The sequence below is a fragment of the Nocardia sp. NPDC050713 genome (assembly GCF_040654315.1).
Taxonomy (GTDB): domain Bacteria; phylum Actinomycetota; class Actinomycetes; order Mycobacteriales; family Mycobacteriaceae; genus Nocardia.
Genome location: NZ_JBFAHS010000004.1, coordinates 348,332 through 366,973 on the forward strand (window position 1 = coordinate 348,332; position 18,642 = coordinate 366,973).

15 protein-coding genes are annotated in these 18,642 nt (G+C 69.8%); 9 read left to right on the plus strand and 6 right to left on the minus strand.

Translation table 11 applies throughout. From position 1 onward, the window contains the following. The first annotated feature begins 532 nt into the window (after positions 1 to 532). Entirely contained in the window at positions 533 to 1,177 is a 645-nt protein-coding gene (locus tag AB0H49_RS10565) for a hypothetical protein (RefSeq protein ID WP_357249710.1), read from the plus strand. 52 nt (positions 1,178 to 1,229) lie between these two features. Here the strand turns inward: AB0H49_RS10565 and AB0H49_RS10570 are convergent, their stop codons facing one another. Next, complete coding sequence (locus AB0H49_RS10570) at positions 1,230 to 2,021, minus strand: hypothetical protein (RefSeq protein ID WP_357249711.1); 792 nt, start codon at positions 2,019 to 2,021, stop codon at positions 1,230 to 1,232. A gap of 113 nt (positions 2,022 to 2,134) precedes the next feature. Between AB0H49_RS10570 and AB0H49_RS10575 the strand changes: the two genes are divergently transcribed. Next, the gene (locus tag AB0H49_RS10575; protein WP_357249713.1) at positions 2,135 to 2,764 is read left to right on the plus strand and encodes a TetR/AcrR family transcriptional regulator; all 630 of its coding nucleotides are present in this window, start codon (positions 2,135 to 2,137) and stop codon (positions 2,762 to 2,764) included. Between the two features lie 10 nt (positions 2,765 to 2,774). Here the strand turns inward: AB0H49_RS10575 and AB0H49_RS10580 are convergent, their stop codons facing one another. Next, a complete protein-coding gene (locus AB0H49_RS10580; protein ID WP_357249715.1) occupies positions 2,775 to 4,199 on the minus strand; it encodes a DUF1254 domain-containing protein in 1,425 nt (474 codons plus the stop codon). A gap of 184 nt (positions 4,200 to 4,383) precedes the next feature. On the opposite strand from AB0H49_RS10580, the gene AB0H49_RS10585 reads away from it, so the two are divergent. Continuing rightward, the gene (locus tag AB0H49_RS10585) at positions 4,384 to 4,722 is read left to right on the plus strand and encodes an MmcQ/YjbR family DNA-binding protein (RefSeq protein ID WP_357249718.1); all 339 of its coding nucleotides are present in this window, start codon (positions 4,384 to 4,386) and stop codon (positions 4,720 to 4,722) included. A gap of 71 nt (positions 4,723 to 4,793) precedes the next feature. On the opposite strand, the gene AB0H49_RS10590 is transcribed toward AB0H49_RS10585, so the two are convergent. Next, a complete protein-coding gene (locus tag AB0H49_RS10590; protein WP_357249721.1) occupies positions 4,794 to 5,717 on the minus strand; it encodes a tyrosine-protein phosphatase in 924 nt (307 codons plus the stop codon). Between the two features lie 140 nt (positions 5,718 to 5,857). After that, on the minus strand, positions 5,858 to 8,281 hold the full coding sequence (locus AB0H49_RS10595; RefSeq protein WP_357249725.1) for a PEP-utilizing enzyme: 2,424 nt from the start codon (positions 8,279 to 8,281) through the stop codon (positions 5,858 to 5,860). A 164-nt stretch (positions 8,282 to 8,445) separates the two neighbouring features. Here AB0H49_RS10595 and AB0H49_RS10600 point away from each other — a divergent pair, with 164 nt between their 5' ends. The 4 genes from AB0H49_RS10600 (at position 8,446) to AB0H49_RS10615 (ending at position 12,707) form a co-directional block, all read left to right on the plus strand. Further along, complete coding sequence (locus tag AB0H49_RS10600) at positions 8,446 to 9,936, plus strand: FAD-dependent oxidoreductase (RefSeq protein WP_357249728.1); 1,491 nt, start codon at positions 8,446 to 8,448, stop codon at positions 9,934 to 9,936. Between the two features lie 140 nt (positions 9,937 to 10,076). Then, the gene (hsaA, locus tag AB0H49_RS10605) at positions 10,077 to 11,243 is read left to right on the plus strand and encodes a 3-hydroxy-9,10-secoandrosta-1,3,5(10)-triene-9,17-dione monooxygenase oxygenase subunit (RefSeq protein WP_357249731.1); all 1,167 of its coding nucleotides are present in this window, start codon (positions 10,077 to 10,079) and stop codon (positions 11,241 to 11,243) included. A gap of 2 nt (positions 11,244 to 11,245) precedes the next feature. After that, positions 11,246 to 12,100 carry an alpha/beta fold hydrolase gene (locus AB0H49_RS10610; protein WP_357249734.1) on the plus strand — a complete coding sequence of 285 codons (855 nt, stop codon included), beginning with the start codon at positions 11,246 to 11,248 and terminating at the stop codon, positions 12,098 to 12,100. 85 nt (positions 12,101 to 12,185) lie between these two features. Further along, positions 12,186 to 12,707, plus strand: coding sequence for a DinB family protein (locus AB0H49_RS10615; RefSeq protein WP_357249737.1), 522 nt, complete (start codon positions 12,186 to 12,188; stop codon positions 12,705 to 12,707). A 93-nt stretch (positions 12,708 to 12,800) separates the two neighbouring features. On the opposite strand, the gene AB0H49_RS10620 is transcribed toward AB0H49_RS10615, so the two are convergent. Together AB0H49_RS10620 and AB0H49_RS10625 are read right to left on the minus strand one after the other, a co-directional pair. Then, on the minus strand, positions 12,801 to 15,086 hold the full coding sequence (locus tag AB0H49_RS10620) for a LuxR C-terminal-related transcriptional regulator (RefSeq protein WP_357249740.1): 2,286 nt from the start codon (positions 15,084 to 15,086) through the stop codon (positions 12,801 to 12,803). A 58-nt stretch (positions 15,087 to 15,144) separates the two neighbouring features. Next, positions 15,145 to 16,824, minus strand: coding sequence for a 2-isopropylmalate synthase (locus AB0H49_RS10625; protein ID WP_357250075.1), 1,680 nt, complete (start codon positions 16,822 to 16,824; stop codon positions 15,145 to 15,147). Positions 16,825 to 17,084: 260 nt separating this feature from the next. Between AB0H49_RS10625 and AB0H49_RS10630 the strand changes: the two genes are divergently transcribed. Both AB0H49_RS10630 and AB0H49_RS10635 read left to right on the plus strand, forming a co-directional pair. Beyond that, positions 17,085 to 17,756, plus strand: a complete 672-nt coding sequence (locus AB0H49_RS10630; protein ID WP_357249742.1) for an FCD domain-containing protein — start codon at positions 17,085 to 17,087, stop codon at positions 17,754 to 17,756. A 23-nt stretch (positions 17,757 to 17,779) separates the two neighbouring features. After that, positions 17,780 to 18,583 carry an ATP-binding cassette domain-containing protein gene (locus tag AB0H49_RS10635; protein ID WP_357249745.1) on the plus strand — a complete coding sequence of 268 codons (804 nt, stop codon included), beginning with the start codon at positions 17,780 to 17,782 and terminating at the stop codon, positions 18,581 to 18,583. The last annotated feature ends 59 nt before the right edge of the window (positions 18,584 to 18,642 follow it).

Consider the following 18,642-nt stretch of genomic DNA (forward strand, 5'->3'; position numbering starts at 1 on the left):
TCGGCGACCGTTCGTTCGGTATTCGCGTCGCCGTCTCCGAGGGGGCCGCACTCGGCGGTCAGACGATTCGGGTCGGCTGCGCCGCGAGCTCGTACGACCGTGTGGAACGGAGAACGGCGATCGAGATTCTCCCCGCGCAGATCGTCACGACACCGCCCACGACGGCGGGTCCGAGCGTCACGACCATCACTGAATCATTGGTCGATTCGACAAGCGCTACGAGTTCGCCGACCACTCTGCCGGACGGCACAGAGAAGCAGGACAGTCGCCTCGCCGACGCGCTGGGCCTCGGCGCGTTCCTCTTGGCACTCGGTGGGGCGGCGCTCGTCACGCATCGGCGGCGCGGACGTCCTGGCCGTTCATCGCCCGAGCACACCCGCGATGCGCTTCCGCCGCAGGTTCGTGTGCAGGTGGTCGGGGATATGAGGCCGTCTATCCACGTTCGCGAGGTCGCCGGGCCCGCCGACGCACCAGCGGTACGAGTTCGGCTGACCGTAGGCGAGCCGCGGCTACAGGTAAGGGAGGTTCCGCGATGACGAGTCCGGCAACGATCACGGCTCGGCTGGCGCTGTTCGGCGGCGTAGCCCGTGAGGTCGTCGAAGACGAGCTGGCCACGCGCCTGCGTACGAGCGGTGTCGAGGAGCTGGCGCTGCGGCGAACGCCGGTGGTCGCGGCGGGCCTGCGGTCCACGGCGCTGGGTGAGGTGGTCAGGACGGTCGACGAGCTGCTCGACATCGACCTCGGCGGGATCGCGGTCGCGGGGTGGCGCCGCTACGAACGGCTGCGCGACGCCGCGCTGCGAACCCGCGCGGGCGGAGTCGAGCGGGTCGAGTTGTCCGCACACGAAGTCACCCGGACCTGCTGCCCGCGCCTCGAGGTCGTCGTCGGTGAGAACCCGGTCGGCGAATTCTCGCTGGAACTCGATGTGGCAGTGCTTGTTCAGCCACTCGTGGCCATCGTTCGCAATGGCATGCTCTTGGCTTTGGGCCCCGGTGACTGCACCGTGACCGTGTCGCTCGGCGCGCCGGAAGTCGGGCCGATCATGAAGCGGGAACGCGTATTCAAGGTGGCGAACGTGGTCGATCTGCGACGGCCGATCCCGCTACTTCGCAACCACCCCGGACCGGCTCCCACATCGCCGTCCGGCGGTATGCCCCGACCGGTGTCGCATCACTGAGCCGGTCGACTCGAAGGACGGAGATTCGGCTACCGCGTTGTCCGCTTAGCCCTCACGACGTGGCCGCGACCGGCGCCGCCGCGATCATCCAGTTGCTGAACTCCACCGCCAGATGCCACTGGTGTTGGCGAATGAGCCTGGCGGGCACGCTGGCCGGGAATTGCACGGTCAGCAGGGCCTCGAGTGTGCCGTCGCGATCACGGAACTGATGGCGCACACCGCCGATGACAACACCGTCGTCGAGCAGGGCTTGGCCCGCGATCTGGATGGGGTAGCCGGGATCGATCGGGATGGTGAGGCTCTCGGTCTTCGCGTAGTCGATGAGGAACCGCGACACCGCCGGTGATCCGCCGGTTGTTTCGACGACTTCCTGACGTCCGTCGCGCAGGCCGCGCAACAGGTAGTGGTCGGGGCAGGCATCGATCATGTCGGTTTCGGCGTTGGCAGCGGTCAGATTGTCGAACCACGCGGCGAACCGCTCGACGGAGAAGCCCGGTACTTCCAGACGAGTGATGGCGTGTTTGGTCCGCCCCCGGCTCGCGGCGACACCGATCCGAGTCATCCGCTCGGAAAGAGCCAGCTCGCGCCCGACCATCGCGTAGACACCGGCATGACCCAGCCGCGTCTTCAGCGTCGTCAACGCGGATCGCCGCACGTCGAGAGGAGCGCCGCGCAACTCATCGAGGGCGCGGTCGGGCATGAGTTCGGCGATACCGCGATGTCCCACGCGTGCGGCGAACTTCTTCAGCACCGCGTCGGCCCGGCGTGATTCCCAGGCCCGCACCTGTTCGCGCGAGACCGCTTCCTCGCCCACGATCGCACGAATTTCGATGGACTCGACCATGGTGGTCCTGCCTCTCCAGCCCTGCATTAACGCTACCGATTCTGGCTTTAAGTATGGGAGCTAGTATCGACTAAACGCAAATCGAAATAGCTTTTAGTCGAGTGGACAGGGCCATGAACCAGCGCGGACACGATCCCGAGAACGAGCAACCCGTGACGCCACCGGTTCCGCGCAAGCGGACCGGGGGACGCTCCGCTCGAGTGCGGGAAGCCGTACTCACCGCGACCCTGGATCAGGTCGTCGAACACGGCATCGAGGGTTTGACCATCGGCGACGTCGCCGCCCGAGCCGGTGTCGCCGAGACAACGATCTATCGACGCTGGGGAACCCGCACCGCCCTGATCGCCGAGGCGGTCACCGAGATGGCGGCCGTGGGCAATCCCGCACCCGACACCGGAACTCTGCGCGGAGATCTCCAACAGCTCGCCGAGCAGATCTCAGACCTGATAACCCGCCCCGGCATCGCGCGACTGCTCGGCACCACCATCGCTCTGTCCGCCGACCAGGGCGTGGCCGCCGCGCGCCACCGCTTCTGGAACGAGCGCTTCGAACGGACCTCTCACGTCATCGGCAGGGCCGTCGACCGTGGCGAACTATCTGACGAGGTGGACCCCCGTGAGGTCCTCGAAACCCTCTCCGCCCCACTGTATTTCCGTCTCCTGGTCAGCGACCAACCCCTCGACAGCGCCTTCGTCACCCGCTGCATCGACCACACCCTGACTCTGTACAGCGCGTCGAAATGACGACACGCGCTCAGGAGACCTTCTCGAGCGCGGGCGGTTCCCATTTCCCCTCGACCGCTTCGGTTTTCGGGGCGTAGAGGCGCATGGTCAGTGAGAACTTTCCGGCGGCGGGGATCGGCAGCCAGTTGCCGGCGGGCACCGCGGGCCCGGGGTCGGCGTTCTGCACGGCGATGTCGGCCGATCCGTCGGCGTTCTTCGTGATCGGGATCTGATGGCCGACGAAGTAGATGTTCGCCGGGTTCGGGATCAGGAAGCTGTCGGCGCCGTAGGCGGTGATGGACCAGAATGCGTCGACCGGTGGGAGTTGGTCGGCGGAGAAATGCAGCCGGAATCGCTGGGCGGCACCGTCCGTGTCGGCCGTGCCGGTGAAGGTCGGATACAGCGCGTCCTCGGGGAGATTCGCGCCGAGGGCGAAGTACGAGGTGCTGGCGCGCAGCGGATAGTTCGTTCCGTAGTCGCCGAGGTCGGTGGAGTACTTCCAGCCGTTGGCGTTGTGGCTCCCCGGGTCCCGAAAATCGGCGATCTGCTTCTTGCCTGCCTGTACGCCCGCGTCAAGAACGCCCGCGTCGGCGGTCGGTGTGCCGCCCGGGGTGATGCCGAGGGTCGCGAAACGACGCACGGCGGGTTCGTCGTCCGGGGTGGGCGGATTGGCCGTCATCAGCGCGGAGAGCACGGCGAAGAAACTCGGCCCGTCCATGTCGGCGACCTCGCGGGACGGGTTGGCCGACAGCCGGCTCTCGTCGGCGACAATGCTCGGGGTGGCGAGGCCGGGGTCGGCCTGCCAGACGCTCAACGGCGCGAGTTTCATCTTCTCCTGAATCGCCCGCACCGCGGCGATGTCGGCGTCGCCGTCGACTTGCACGCGGCCGATCACCCAGACGGTATTGGTGGGCATCGTCAACCGCGTCATGCCGGAGGGAACCTCACCGGACCACTCCGGCCCGGTCAGCAGGTAGGTGAACGGCGGAGTCTGTTGCCCCGATTGCACGTCGGGCCGCACGCTGCTCGGATTGTGCACCGTGTTGGTCCAGGCGTCGAGTATCTGCATCAGCCAGTAACGATCCGGCTCCATCTCGGGGACCTGTAGCACCAGCGGCTCGGGCCGCAGATCCAGCCACGCCTGCGAATAGAGCGTGTCGAGATTCACCCGGACCACCAACCGGTCGTCGGGTGTCGGCAACTGATCAGCGTGGATGAAAATGTTCGGTGGGCCCGCCGCGGCACGTGTCGCGTCCATCAACACGAGCGGGTAACCGAACACGTAGGCGTCGGCCGCCACCGCCGTCGGATCATCCGATGGCGACGTGCCGGTCGTCGCGGTAGTTCCACTGCTCTGCTCGTCGGAATCGCATGCGCTCAACGCGACGCCCGCCGCGAGCGTCACACCGATTCCGAGGAGTGAACGACGGTTGACCACACCGAATCCATCCGACACGAACGCCTCCAACGATTCGTCGACAGCACTGGCACGTCACACGACACTCCGTCTAGCACACAACCGGCAATCGTCAGCGATTAGACGCTAACAAAGCCGACCGAGAACCGGCGGAGAATTCGCGACAGCGCGTGCAGCCCCGGTGGCCCGCCGGATGTCGGTGACACCTGGAAGGATTCCGGGCATGAGTGCCACCGGGGACGATGTCCGTACCTATGCCTTGTCATTGGCGGAGACGAGCGAGCAGTTCGCTTGGGGGATGCCGATTTTCCGGGTGGCGGGGAAGTTGTTCCTGACGTTGCCGGAGAACGAGACGTCGATGGCGGTGCGCTGCCCCGCGGTCGATCGGGACGAGCTGGTGGTGGCGGAGCCGGAGAAGTTCTGGATCGCGGCGCACGAGGCGAACAATCCGTGGATTCGGGTGCGGCTCGCGGCGCTCGACGATCGGGAGGAGCTGGAAGCCATCGTGCTCGACTCGTGGCGGCAGGCCGCGCCGCGGCACCTGCTCGACGAGGGGGAATGAACGACGGCGCCGCCGCCCAGCCGATGCCGGGCGGCGGCGCTCCTCGATCTCGAAGCCGATCAGCGACTTTCTCAGTGCCTGGTGAGCAGCTTGGACCGCACCGCTTCGAGGGTCGCGTTGTCGATGCCGAGTCCCTCGCTCAGGAAGCGATCGAAGGAACCGTAGGACTGCTGGACCTGGTCGAAGGCGGCGTCGAGGAAGCTGCGGTCGACGCCGACGATCGGCTCCCAAAGCGCCCGATCCTGGACGAGCCCCTGCTGGACGAGGGCGTCCAGCAGATGCTTGTTGCCCGCGGCGAGGTTGTCGTTGGACTCCAGGAAGTCGTTGTAGATCTGGCCCTTCGGCACATCGAGCGCGCTCATCAGGATGGCGGTCATCCAGCCGGTGCGGTCCTTGCCCGCGGTGCAGTGGTAGAGCACCGCGCCTTGGGCGCCCGCGATCTCGCGGAACGCGGTGGCGAACTGGCCGCGCGCGGTCGGGTCGGTGACGAACCAGCGGTAGTAGGTGCGCATGATCTCGGCGGCCTTGCCGTCGCCGAGCACCTCCTGCTGCTTGGCCGGACCGGCTTGGATCAGCCCGGACACCATGAGGAAGAAGTCGTTGGCCGGGTCGTAGACCGGCAGCTCGGTGCGGCGAATGCCGGACGGGAGCTTGTCGGGATCGCGGGACGCCTCGGTGGGGCTGCGGAAGTCGATCACCTGGGTGATGCCGAACTCCACCAGCTTCTGCTGTTCACCCGCGTCGAGCTTGGCGAGCGCGTCGGTGCGGTAGACGACGCCGTTGGCGACGCGGTTGCCGCGCTTGGCCGGGTAGCCGCCGATGTCGCGGGCGTTGGGCGCGTGCGCCAAGCCCATCGGGCGGTCGGCCTTGCCCGGCGATTCGAGGACGGGGACAGCCGGGCCCGCCAGGGCAGGGGCGACGGTGACCGGCAGGACTCCGAGCAGGACCGCGGCCGAGGCCGCTACGACACCGCGCATCGCGCGTGAAATGGTCACGGAAAGTGTTCCTTTCGTTCATGGACCCGGTTCTGCACGGTGGGCCCAAGTGAGCACGGCACCGCCCCCGCTCCGCTAACCCGGACGCGGCGGTACCGTCGTTTCCGCCCGAATCGCCTCCGGGACAGAGTTATTCGTGATCAGTCGGCGAGCAGCGTCACCGTGCCAGCCGCGCCGTCGACGCGCACGCGCTGCCCGTCGGACAGGCTGGTGGTCGCGGTCTTGGTGTCCACCACGCAGGGGATGCCGAATTCGCGCGCCACGATGGCCGCGTGCGAGGCGGAACCGCCGATGTCGGTGACCACCGCGGCGGCGTAGGCGAACATCGCGGTGTGTCCGGTATCGGTCACCGAGGCGACCAGGATGTCCCCGGGTTCGATGTCGTCGTCGAGCGAAAGCACCAGCTTCACGGTGCCTTCCACCACGCCGGGGCACACACCGATACCGGTGAGGCTCTCGTCGGCGGCGAGCGCGCCCGCGTCGGCGACCGGTTCCCACTGTCCGGCAACGACATCGGGCATCCGGATGTCGCGCAGGCGTTTGCGCTCGGCGCGGCGGCGCTCGACCCGTTCGGCCGCATCCGCAGGGAGACAGAAGATTTCGTCCAGGCTCAGGTAGCAGACGTCGTCGACCTCGCGCAGCTTGCCGGAGGCGATGAGCCGGTCGGCGCGTTCCCGCACCGCCATACGCAGGCAGTGTGTGATGCGGACGACGGCGTCGCGGGCCCGTTCCCTGGCGACCGTGGCGCCTGCCGCCATCCGGGCGGTGCGGCTCGGCGCGGCGTCCATGGGTTCGCGTGTGGGCGCGGGCATTTGGGCGGCCCGCGCGGCAGCGGTGACCAGCAACGAGGGACGGTCGCCGAAGGTCGGGTTGATCAACTCGCATTCGCCGGGGCCGCGGTGGCCGATGCGCGCCAGTTCCTCGTCCAGCGCCGCGGCGAACCCGGGCGAGGCGGCACGCGCCGCTGCGACGTCACCTGTGCCCGCGACCTCGAGCAGCGCCGAGTCGGCCCGGCAGAGGGCGGCGAGCCGTTCCACCGCGAGCATGGGCTTGGCCGACTCCAGCCGGTTCAGGTCGATCGGGACTTCGCCCGCGTTCTTGCCACGGGCGTGCACGGCGGTGGCCGCGCCGGTCATCATGACGCCGATGGAGGCCGCCTGCCAGGCCTGGTGCAGCCGGTCGCGCCAGAGCAGCGCGCGCACGTGCAGTTGCTCGTCGGTGAGTTCGGCGATCTGTTCGGCGGTCAGCGCCTCGGTGTGCGAGGCGGCGTTGATCAGTTCGGCGGTAGCGGCGAAGCGGCGTGCGGTGGCGATGACCCGGGACGTGGCCCGCGCGGTGGCCGCGGTGCTCGCCAGACCCGTTGGCATCGGCGGCTTCCCGTGCGGCTGGAGCGGGATCTCGTCGGGGATGTTGCCATAGGCGTCACGACGGATGCTCTCCTCGTCCCAGCCCGGCATGTTCTCGGCGGCGAGCACGCCGATCGAGGCGTTGATGTAGATGTGGTGGCCGAGCACGGTGGTCACCCGGCTCGTCCAGTGCTCCAGAGCGATTCCGTCGAGCGCGATCATGGTGCCCATCGCCTCGTTGGCGAGCCGGATGGCGCCCGCGTGCAGGTCGATGGTGAGTGGCGTCATCGGGCCGGGCAGCGCCTCGGAGGTGTTGGTCGCGGTGTGCACCGGATAGCGCGGGTCGACGCGGTCGTCGAACTCGCCCTCGAGGCCCTCGGGCGCGACGTCGACCAAGCGGTGCCGGTCCGAGGTGGCGGCACGCGAGGGAATCACGTGCGAGGGCAACGGAATCGCGCCACTGCGTGTCCGGAAGGAACCGCCCGACGGCTTGCGCCCGACCAGTCCGCGCACCAGATCGGCCGCCGTCTCAGCAGCGCTCCAGCCGCAGCGGAAGCCCCAGTCCTCCTGCGCCGCCGTGGAATTCAGTAGCGGCCTGCGCGCGGACCAGCCCGGCACCCAGGCGGAGTAGCGCACCTTGGCGGCGCGCATCATCGCGCGCACTTCGTCGGTGCTCACCAGGCCCGGCGCGGCGAGTTCGACGACGCCGAGCCGCGTCGAGGTCGCCGCGAGCACCAAGAAGCGGTCCAGATCGTCGCTGTGCAGCAGCTGGAAGCCGCCACCGGACTTGGCGCCGAGGATCGGTTCGAGCGCGCGCCGCGTCTCGTGACCGATGCGGCGACCGGCGACCAGCGCGGTGCGGATCAGCAGGTGGTCGGCTCCCGATACCCGAAGCCGCTCGGCGACGTCGGATTCCGGCACACCGGCCGAGCGCGCCCCCGCGACGACCGGAACCACCACGCGCGCACCGGCGTCCCGCGCCGCCGCGGCCACCGCGCCGACGGCGGGACCGGCCAGGTGGACGACGGTGTCGCACCCCGCGACGGCGCGGGCGCAGGCCGCGACGTCGGCCGGATCACCCGCGGTGAACCGCACGCGGGGGTCGACGAAGCGGTGCCACCGGCGATCCAGACCGGCCACGTCGTGCCCGGCGGCCAACAGCATGCGCGCCACCGCCCGACCGCTCGGTTCGGTGATTCCGGTGATCAGGACCCGCATCGATATCCTCTCCTCACTGCGCCACCCACAAACGTGACGCCGTTCACACACCTTTGCCAGTGCGTGACCGCCCCATCCGGTTCAGTCCCACTGAGCGGGAGGGGCCTATCGGCCACCGAGATGACCGGTGTCCGGGCGCCGGGCGAGGGGCGAACGTCGCAGGTATGAGGGAAACTCTGGGCGCGGCGGCCCGGTCGGTCGCACCGCGGGCGGCGGCGGAGGTCGGCGCCTACGACATCGACACGGACGTCCTCGTCGTCGGCTACGGATGTGCCGGAGCCGCAGCGGCTTTCGAGGCGGCCGAGGCCGGCGCGCGGGTGCTGGTGCTGGAACGCTCGGGCGGGCCCGGCGGCGCGTCGGCGATGTCGGGCGGCGAGATCTACCTCGGCGGCGGCACACCCATCCAGCAGGCCTGCGGCTTCACCGACACCCCCGAGCAGATGGCGGCGTTCCTGCGCGCCGCGCTCGGCCCCGGCGCGGACGAGGCGAAGATCGAACGCTACTGCGCCGACAGCGTCGCGCACTTCCATTGGCTCGTCGCGCGCGGCGTGCCGTTCAAGCCGAGCCTGTGGGACGCGCCCGCCTGGGTGCCGCCGACCGACGACGGACTCATGTGGCTCGGCGAGAACAGCTGGCCTTTCACCGAACTCGCGACGCCCGCCCCGCGCGGGCACCGGCCCGCCGCCAACGATTTCGGCGGCCGACTGCTGATGGAGGTGCTCACCGCGGCAGCCGAAAATGCCGGTGCGCAAGCGCGATTCGATAGCTACGCGACTAATCTGATCCGCGCCGAGGACGGCACGATCACCGGCGTCGTGGCGCGCCGCTACGGCCGCGAGTTCACCGTGCGCGCGCGGCGCGGCGTCGTGCTCACCACGGGCGGCTTCGTCGACGACGACCGGATGCTGGCCGCGCACGCCCCGCGGCTGCTGCACCACACGAAGGTCAGCGCGGGCACCGACGACGGCGGCGGCATCCGGATGGCGCAGGCAGTGGGCGCGGCGGTGCGCCACATGTCCGCGGGCCAGGTCGGCATCGCGTTGATTCCCGGTTTCGCGGCTCGCGGCATGGTCGTCAACGGCCGCGGCGCGCGTTTCGTCAACGAGGACACCTATCCCGGCCGTATCGGTCAGGCCGCGCTGTTCCGGCAGGACATGGACGTCTGGGTGGTGCTGGACGAACAGGCCTACGAGGCGGTGCCCGAACCGCAGCGCTGGGGCGTGCGTCCCACCCACGTCGCCGAGACCGCCGAGGAACTCGAACAGCTGCTCGGCACGCCGCCCGGCGCGCTCGCCGCGACCATCGCGCGATACAACGCATTCGCCGCGCGCGGAACGGATCCCGACTTCCACAAGGCGCCGCGCTGGCTGCGTCCGCTGACCCCGCCGCTGGCCGCCATCGACGTGCGCGCCGGTGTGCGCCCGCCCGCGGAGACCGGCGACCGGCGCGGCACCGGCGCGTCGGTGTTCACCCTCGGCGGCCTGCACACCACCGTGGACGGGGAGGTGCTCGATCTCGGCGGCACGCCGATCCCCGGCCTGTTCGCCGCCGGACGCGCCAGCTCCGGCCTGCACGGTGAGGGCTACATCAGCGGCACCTCCCTCGGCGACGGCATGTTCTTCGGCCGTCTCGCGGGCCGCGCCGCCGCCCGCTGAGTGCGGGGAACTCCAGCTCACACGGTTCCGATCACCGGGACTGACCCCACCGGACGAGGGGCGGACGGCCCTACCGTCACCACCATGGCGGGGCCGCGCAGGCGGTTCCCTGCCCGACGAAACACAGGAGGACACCCGTCATGACCAACAAGGTGCTCGATCGGGTCCGGGACCTGCTTCCGGCGATCCGCGAACGAGCCACGGACACCGACGCGCAGCGGCGGGTTCCGGTGCAGAGCGTCCGGGAGCTGACCGAGGCAGGCGTGTTCCGGATGCTGCAGCCCGCCCGGTTCGGTGGTGACGAGTCCTCCCCCGTGGCCTTCTACGAGGTGATCCGCACGATCGCCTCGGCGTGCCCGTCGACCGGCTGGGTGTCCTCGGTGCTCGGCGTGCACCCGTGGCAGCTGGCGCTGTTCCCGCTGGCGGCGCAGGAGGAGGTGTGGGGCGCCGATCCCGACACGCTGATCTCCTCGTCGTACGCGCCGACGGGCCTGCTCACCCCGGTCGAGGGCGGCTACGAGGTGAGCGGGCGGTGGAGCTTCTCCTCCGGCTGCGACCACGCGCAGTGGGCGTTCCTCGGCGCGCTCGCCCCCGACGAGAACGGCAAGCCGAGCGACTACCTGACGATCCTGGTGCCGCGCGCGGACTACGTCATCGACGACGTCTGGCACGTGGTCGGCCTGTCCGGCACCGGAAGCAACGACATCGTCATCGAGAAGGCGTTCGTGCCGCACCACCGCGCCTACAGCGCCACCGAGCAGTCGCAGCTGCGCGGACCCGGCCAAGAGGCGAATCCCGCCGCGCTGTACAAGATTCCATTCGCGGGTGTCTTCTCCAACACCATCACCGCGCCGATCATCGGCGCCGCGCAGGGGGCGTACGAGGCCCACATCGAGCGGATGCGCGAACGGGTGCGGCTGTCCTACGGCGGCCAGAAGGTGGCCGAGGATGCCTTCGCCCACGTCCGGGTCGCGCGCGCCGCCTCCGAGATCGACGCCGCGATCCTGCAGATGGAGCGCAACATCGGCGAGCAGCTGCGCTATGCCGAAGCGGGCGAACCGATTCCGGACGAGGTGCGCCTGCGCACCCGCCGCGACCAGGTGCGCGGCACCGAGCGGGCGATCCAGGCGATCGAGCTGCTCTTCGACAACTCCGGCGGGCATTCGATCCGCAAGCCGAACGCCATCGAACGGCATTGGCGCGACGCGCACGCGGGCAGCGTGCACGTCATCAACGACGTGGAGCGCGCGCTGGCCATGTTCGGCCGCGGCGAGTTCGGCCTGACGGTCGAAGATCGGATGGTGTGACGGTGACGCTCACCGCGGCGGACACCACCCGCTGGGTGGATGTCGACGGACTGAAACTCCGCTACCACGAGGCGGGTTCGGGTCCGCCGCTGGTGCTGCTGCACGGCTCCGGCCCAGGCGTGTCGGGCTGGGCCAACTTCGGCGGCAATCTCGCGACGCTGTCCGAGCGCTTCCGCTGCCTGGTCCTCGACCAGCCGGGCTTCGGCGCCAGCGCGCGCCCGGAAACGTACGACCGCAACTATCTTCGCATCGCGGCCGACGCGGTGCTCGGCCTGCTGGACAGCTTGGAGCTGCCGAGCGCGCATGTGCTGGGCAACTCGATGGGCGGTGCGGTGGCCACCCTCTTCGCCCTCGAGCACCCGACACGGGTCGACCGGCTGGTACTGATGGCGCCGGGCGGGGTCGGCGTCAACGTGCTGGGTCCCGAACCCTCCGAAGGCATTCGGCGGCTGCTCGACTTCACCGCCGACCCGACGCGCGAGCGGGTGCTGTCCTGGTTGCGCACCATGGTCTTCGACGAGCGGATCCTCACCGACGAGCTCGTGGACGCGCGCCTGGCCGCCGCGGCCGAACCCGCGGCCATCGCCGCCCTCCGTGACGCGTACGCGACGTTCGCCGATCCCGCACTGGCGGAACGGGTTCCGCTCTGGGCGCGGCTGCGCGGTCTGCGCAACGAGGTGCTGATGCTGTGGGGTCGCGACGATCGAGTGACCCCTGTCGAGGGCGCGCTGTTGCCCTCACGGCAGCTGCCGAACGTCGATCTGCGGCTGTTCGGGCGCTGCGGACACTGGGTGCAGATCGAACGCAAGGCGGCCTTCGAACGCGCCGTCACCGATTTCCTCCAGCACGGTCTGTAGTCCGGACGGTGCGGGCGTGCCCACACGAGCCGCCCGCACCGAAAATCGAAAGGCGTTCTCTCTCGCGGGGCGATAGCCTCGGCCCATGACGTGGACCGCCCCCGAGATCGAGCGGACGCCGACCCTGTTCGTCGCCGACGAGCGCCCCCTGCTGCAGAGCTGGCTCGACCGGCACCGGCAGACCCTGCTCTGGAAATGCGCCGGACTGGACGCCGAACAGCTGCGCTCGCGCCCACTCGCCCCGTCGCGCCTGTCGTTGCTCGGATTGGTCCGGCACCTGAGCGAGGTCGAGCGCGGGTGGTTCCGCATCGCCGCGGCGGGCGTGCCGCTGGACTATCTCTACTGTTCCGAGGACAACCCCGACGGCGATTTCGACGACATCGCCGACGCCGACCCCGCGGACGCCTTCGCCACATATCACCGCGAGGTGCGCGCCGCCGACGCCGCCGTCGCCGATCTGCCCTTGACGCACACCTTCGCTCGCCCGGTTCCCGACACCACTTTCAGCCTGCGCTGGGTGTATGTGCACATGATCGAGGAGTACGCCCGCCACAACGGCCGCGCCGATCTGCTGCGCGAACAAATCGATGACCGCATCGGCGACTGACAGCGCGGCTCGGGCTCGCACACATCGCTCCAGGCACATCGCCTCGGCACAGCTCGGATCGCCGCGCCGCACAATGCCTCGGCGAGTGGTGATTCAGGGCAGATGCTCGGCGACCCAGCCCGCGATCCGAGTCCGTGACTCGAATCCGAGTTTGGTCATGATGTGGTCGACGTGGCTTTCCGCCGTGCGGACCGAGATCACCAGTTCGGCCGCGATGCGCTTGTTGCTGTATCCCGCGGCGACCAGCTTGGCCACATCCTTCTCCCGGCGCGTGAGCACGTCGGCCGCAGCGGGTTTCGGCGCCCGTTCGACGACGAGCGGCGCCGTACCCAGCGCGTAGCGCACCGCCTCGTCGGTGCCGAGCGCGGCTCCGCTGTCGAACGCGGCGCGAAACTCCTTGTCCCCCATGGCCCGATGCACCTGGTCGCGCACCTTGTCGCCGACCACCTCGGTCATCGCGTGCGCGAGTCTTTGGGTGCTGCCGCGTCGCACTGTGGCCGCCGCGCCCATCAGGCGCGCCGCCCGCACCCGGTCCCCCTCGGTGGCCGACACCCAGGCCAGGCCGTCGAATCCCGAAGCGGTCCAGACACATCGGTCGAACAGCCGGAATTGCTCGACGGCGCGCCGCAGGTCGCCCGCGGCGCTCTCCGGCTCGCCGCGCCGCCAATGATTCGTGCCCACAGCCCAGTACGCGAGCCCGCCGAGCAGATGCGAACCGTGTTCGGCGGTCTTGGCCAGGAAACGTTCGGCGATGACGTCGGCGCGCTCGTCCTCGAGCACCAGCGCGCACACATAGGCGAAGGCGAAGCTCTCCATCTCGGTGCCGTGGTGGCCGACCTCGCTGGCGCGCTCGGCCGCGGTCAGCGCGATCTCCAGCGCGCGATGCGGATCGTTCTCGGTGAAGGTCAGCAGCGCCGAGAGCAACGTCGCCTCGACCAGGACCTCGGCGGCGTCGAGTTCGGCGGCCAGTTCGACGCATTCGCGTGCGTAACGCGTGGCCTCGGCGTTGTCCGACAGCATGGCCGCGATCACCGACGCAGCCGCCAGTGCTCGGGCCCGATCGACCGTGTGCGCCTTGTCCTTTCCGATCGCCTCCACCAGCCAGCGGTAGCCCTCCAGCAGGAACCGGTAGTGCTCCCAGAACGGACGAAGCTCGGTCGCGATCTCCAGCGCACGGTGCGCGCCGTCCGGATCGGACAGCGAGAACTGAAGGGCCGCACGCATATTCGCGTGCTCCCTGGTGACGTCGCGGAACCAGGCGACGTCCTCGCCGCCCCAATAGGCGGTGCGGCCCCGGCGGGCGATGCGGTGGTAGTGGTCGCGGTGGCGGATGCGCACGGCCCGTTCGTCTCCGGCGGCGGCCAGCTTGGCCAGCGCGAACTGCCGCAGCGGCTCGAGCATGGTGTAGCGGCCGCTGCCGTCGCTGTCGTGCCGGTGCCCGAGCACCGACTTCTCGACGAGTCCGGTCAGCGCGTCGACCAGCGCGTCGGGCGGATCGACGACGCACACCGCTTCGGCCGCGTCCAGGTCGAAGCCGCCCGCGAACACCGCGAGCTGCTCCCACAGCCGCTGCTCGTCGGGCGTGCACAGGTCGTAGCTCCAGCTGATCGCGGCTTCGAGGGTCTGCTGGCGGCGCGGCGCGGTGCGCAAGCCCGTGGTGAGCAGCCGCATGGCGTCGTCGAGGCGGGCCAGCACTTGGTCCGGTGTGAACATCCGCAGCCGCAGCGCCGCCAGCTCCAACGCCAGCGGGATACCCTCGAGGCGGCGGCAGATCGCCGCGAGGACACCGAGATTGGCCGCGCTGACCCGGAATTCGGGATTGGCCGCCGCAGCGCGATCGATGAGCAGGCGCAGCGCTTCGCTCTCGCCCGCGGCGATCTCCCCGGTCAGTTCGTCGGCCGCCGGGACGGGCAGCGGCGAGACCGGCATGACCTGCTCGCCGTCCACGCCGAGCGGCTCCCTGCTGGTCGCCAGGATCCGTACCCCGGTGGTGGCCGGGATCAACCTGTTCACCAGCGCCGCGCAAGCGTCGATCAGGTGTTCGCAGTTGTCCAGGATGAGCAGCAGGTTCTTGTCGGCGAGGAACTCGGTGAGCCCCGCGAGCGGCGCGCTGGTGTCGTCGCGCAGGCCGAGTGCCTGCGCGACGCTCAACGCCACCAGATCCCCCTCGTGGACGTGAGCCACCTCGACCAGCCACACGCCGTCGGGGAACGCCCGCCGCACCGACTCCCCCACCCGCCGTGACAGCCGGGTCTTGCCGACACCGCCCGGCCCGGTCAGGGTGAGCAGCCGCGTGGTGGCCAGCAGTCGCTTCGCCGCGGCGAGTTCATCACCGCGTCCGACGAAGCTCGTCACCTCCGCGGGGAGGTTTCCTGTCACGTGCCGCACCACGCCGAATACCTTCGCACGTACGGCCGACACGGCGGGCGTTTTGCCGCTATTCGGCGGACGATGCCGCCCGGTTCGCGGCACGGACCACCGCCGCGAGCGAGGCCTCGAGCACCGAGTCGGCGCGGCCGCAGCTCCAACCGGACCGCTCGCCCACCCGGTATTCCAGATAGGTGATCGCACTGCTGTCGCTGCCCGCGCCGATCGAATGCTGAGTCAGGCCGAGCACCCGCACCGGCAGCCCCGCCGCGGCGAGCGCCTCGGTGAGCGCTTCGACCGGCCCGACGTCACGGTGCTGGGTGGTCGACGTCGCGCCGTCGACGGTGAGCGTGATGTCCGTGCTCGCGGCGCCGGCGCGCCATTCCTTCAGCACCACCGGCGCGGGTCGCGGGTCGTCCAGGTACGCGGCGGTGAACAGCTCGTGCAGTTCGGCCGCGGTGATCTCCAGGCCGGTGTCGTCGGCGTGCGCCTGGACGCGGCGGGCGAACTCGATCTGCAACCGCCGCGGCAGGTCCAGGCCGTACTCGGTGTGCAGCAGGTACGCGATGCCGCCCTTGCCGGATTGCGAGTTGACCCGGACGACGGCGTCGTAGGAACGGCCGAGATCGGCCGGGTCGATCGGCAGATACGGTACCCGCCAGTCGATCTCGCGCTCCGGTCGTCCGGTCGCCGCGGCGCGGGCGCGGTGTTCGGCCATGCCCTTCTTGATCGCGTCCTGGTGGGTGCCGGAGAAGGCGGTGTGCACCAAGGCGCCGACGTAGGGGTGTCGTTCGTGGACGGGCATGCGGGTGCAGTACTCGACCGTGCGGGCGATCTCGTCCACGTCGGAGAAATCGATCATCGGATCGATGCCCTGCGCGTGCAGGTTCAGCGCCAGCGTGGCCAGGTCGACATTGCCGGTGCGCTCACCGTTGCCGAAGACGCAGCCCTCCACCCGCTGCGCGCCCGCCAGCACCGCCAACTCCGCGCAGGCGACGCCGGTGCCGCGGTCGTTGTGCGGGTGCACCGAGAGGATCACGCTGTCGCGGCGGGCCAGGTTGCGGTGCATGTATTCGATCTGGTCGGCGTACACGTTCGGGGTGGCCACCTCCACGGTCGCGGGCAGGTTCAGCACCACGGGTCGTTGCGGGGTGGCGTCCCACAGGGTCGTCATCCGGTCGCACAGATCGAGCACGAAATCGGGTTCGGTCAGGTTGAACACCTCCGGCGAGAACTCGAACCGCACCGACGGCAGATCACCGGCGAACTCGAGCACGTCGCGTCCGCCCGCCAGGATCAGCTCGCGCAGCGCGTCGCGGTCCTTGCCGAGCACCACCTCCCGCCAGGTCGGCGCGGTGGCCGTGTACATGTGCACGACGACCTCGTTGCGCAAGCCGCGCACCGACTCCACCGTGCGCTCGATGAGGTCGCGGCGGGCCGGGGTGAACACGACGATGGTCACGTCCTCGGGCGCGAGATCGGTCTCGGCCAGCAGCCGGACGAAATCGAAATCGGTCTGGGAGGCCGAGGGATAGCCGACCTCGATCTCCTTGTAGCCCATGGCGACGAGCAACTCGAAGAAGCGCCGCTTACGTTCGGGGTCCATCGGCTCGGCGAGCGCCTGGTTGCCGTCGCGCAAATCCACCGGAACCCAGAGGGGGGCCGTAGTGATTCGCGCGTTCGGCCAATCACGTTGTGTCAGAGGCACTTCCACGCGTTCGTGGACTGGCCGGTAGCGGTGCGACGGCATCGTCGAGCGCCGCTGCCTGTTCCAGTGCGGCGCATCGTCGGCGACGGGGCCCGCTGGGGTGTGGATGGTGGGGAAAACGCGCGTTGTCATGGTCTGCTTTCCGGCCGATACGGCCTGCGCATAGAAAAAGTGACCGGCCACGACGAAGCCCCACGGCGGGCGGCCGGTCGAATCAGGCCCCGCCGTGGCGGCTAAGCAGAAGCATGCGCGTCATGATGGCTAGACTCTACACAACTCCTCAGACAAGCAGAGAGGTTCGGATGGTCTCGCAGGTCCGCCGCCACCCGCTCGCCGCGCAGGCGGCCGAGTTGTTGCTCGCCCGCGTCCGCGCGGGCGAATGGCCGCTCGGGCACCGGCTTCCCGGCGAGACGACCCTGGCCGCGCAGCTCGGCGTCGGCCGCTCCACGCTGCGCGAGGCCATCCGAGAACTGGCGGGCAAGGGCGTGCTGGACAGTCGCCAAGGCGCGGGAGTGTTCGTCACCGCGTTGGATGTGACCGAGGAGTGGGACGCGGTGCTGCGCCGCGCCGCCATCGCGTCGGTGATCGAGGCCAGGATCGCCATCGAAGCCGAGGGCGCCGCGCTAGCCGCCGCCCGGCGCACCCCCGCCGACCTCCGCGCGATCCGCCGCGCCCTGGCGGCACGGGAGTCCCGAGGCGAACCGGTCGACGAGCACGTCGACGCGGACATGGCGTTCCACCGCTCGGTCATCGTCGCCGCGCACAACGACGTGCTGACCCAGCTCTTCGACACCTTCCTGCCGCGCCTGCGCCAGGCCATGATCGACATGCTCAGGATCCGCCCCGTGCCCTCCGAACCCGAGGACCATGAGGCGCACATCCGGTTGGTCGACGCCATCGCGCACCGAAACCCCACGGCCGCAGCCGAATTCAGCCGCGCCCATCTCACCGCCCTGAAAGCGGCGTTCTCGTGATCGTTCCGAGGGAGGAAACATTCGTGACCGTGCTCCAGCTGACCGACGTGACGTTCCGCCGCGAGGGCAAGCAGATCATCGACGGCATCTCGCTCACCGTGCGCGCGGGCGAACACTGGGCGCTGCTCGGCCCCAACGGCGCGGGCAAGAGCACCCTGCTCGGCTTCTGCGGCGCCGTCACCTTCCCGACCTCGGGCACGGTGCGCATCTTCGGCGAACGGATGGGGCGGGTCGAACTGGCCGCGCTGCGCCACGCGATCGGGCACGTGAACCCGCGACATCCGCTGCGCTACCCGCTCACCATCCGCGAGGTCGTGCTCACCGGCCTCACCGCGACCATCGACATCCCGATGCGCTGGACGCCCACCGCCGAACAGGTGCGCAGGGCCGACGCCATGATCGAGTCCGTCGGGCTGAAAGGTAAGGGCGACAATACTTGGCCGACCCTGTCGCAAGGCGAGCGCGGGCGCACGCTCATCGCCCGCGCGCTCATCGCCGAACCCCGGCTGCTGCTGTTCGACGAGCCGACCACCGGTCTCGACGTGGCCGCGCGCGAGCAACTGCTGGAGACGATCGACAACCTCGACCGCACTCACCCCGAGGTCGCCTCGGTACTGGTCACCCACCACCTCGAGGAGCTGCCGACCAGCACGACCCACGCCCTGCTCATCGCCGAGGGGCGCACCGTCGCCGCGGGCCCCGCCCGGGAGATCCTGACCACCGACACTGTGTCCACGACGTTCGACCACCCCGTCGAGGTCGCCTACGACCGCGGGCGCTGGACCGCGCGGGCCGAGGTCGATCCGTTGCGCACGTTCACGCCCTGACCGCTCACCGCGCCGAACGTGCCCGCCCCTGCGCCAGGCCCGTCATCGTCGTGACGACC

Bases quoted from the DNA above. Each gene is read 5' to 3' on its own strand.
- AB0H49_RS10565 (WP_357249710.1), top strand. From the start codon at position 533: ATGACGAGTCCGGCAACGATCACGGCTCGGCTGGCGCTGTTCGGCGGC.
- AB0H49_RS10570 (WP_357249711.1), bottom strand. From the start codon at position 2,021: ATGGTCGAGTCCATCGAAATTCGTGCGATCGTGGGCGAGGAAGCGGTC.
- AB0H49_RS10575 (WP_357249713.1), top strand. From the start codon at position 2,135: ATGAACCAGCGCGGACACGATCCCGAGAACGAGCAACCCGTGACGCCA.
- AB0H49_RS10585 (WP_357249718.1), top strand. From the start codon at position 4,384: ATGAGTGCCACCGGGGACGATGTCCGTACCTATGCCTTGTCATTGGCG.
- AB0H49_RS10595 (WP_357249725.1), bottom strand. From the start codon at position 8,281: ATGCGGGTCCTGATCACCGGAATCACCGAACCGAGCGGTCGGGCGGTG.
- AB0H49_RS10600 (WP_357249728.1), top strand. From the start codon at position 8,446: ATGAGGGAAACTCTGGGCGCGGCGGCCCGGTCGGTCGCACCGCGGGCG.
- hsaA (WP_357249731.1), top strand. From the start codon at position 10,077: ATGACCAACAAGGTGCTCGATCGGGTCCGGGACCTGCTTCCGGCGATC.
- AB0H49_RS10615 (WP_357249737.1), top strand. From the start codon at position 12,186: ATGACGTGGACCGCCCCCGAGATCGAGCGGACGCCGACCCTGTTCGTC.
- AB0H49_RS10625 (WP_357250075.1), bottom strand. From the start codon at position 16,824: ATGCCGTCGCACCGCTACCGGCCAGTCCACGAACGCGTGGAAGTGCCT.
- AB0H49_RS10630 (WP_357249742.1), top strand. From the start codon at position 17,085: ATGGTCTCGCAGGTCCGCCGCCACCCGCTCGCCGCGCAGGCGGCCGAG.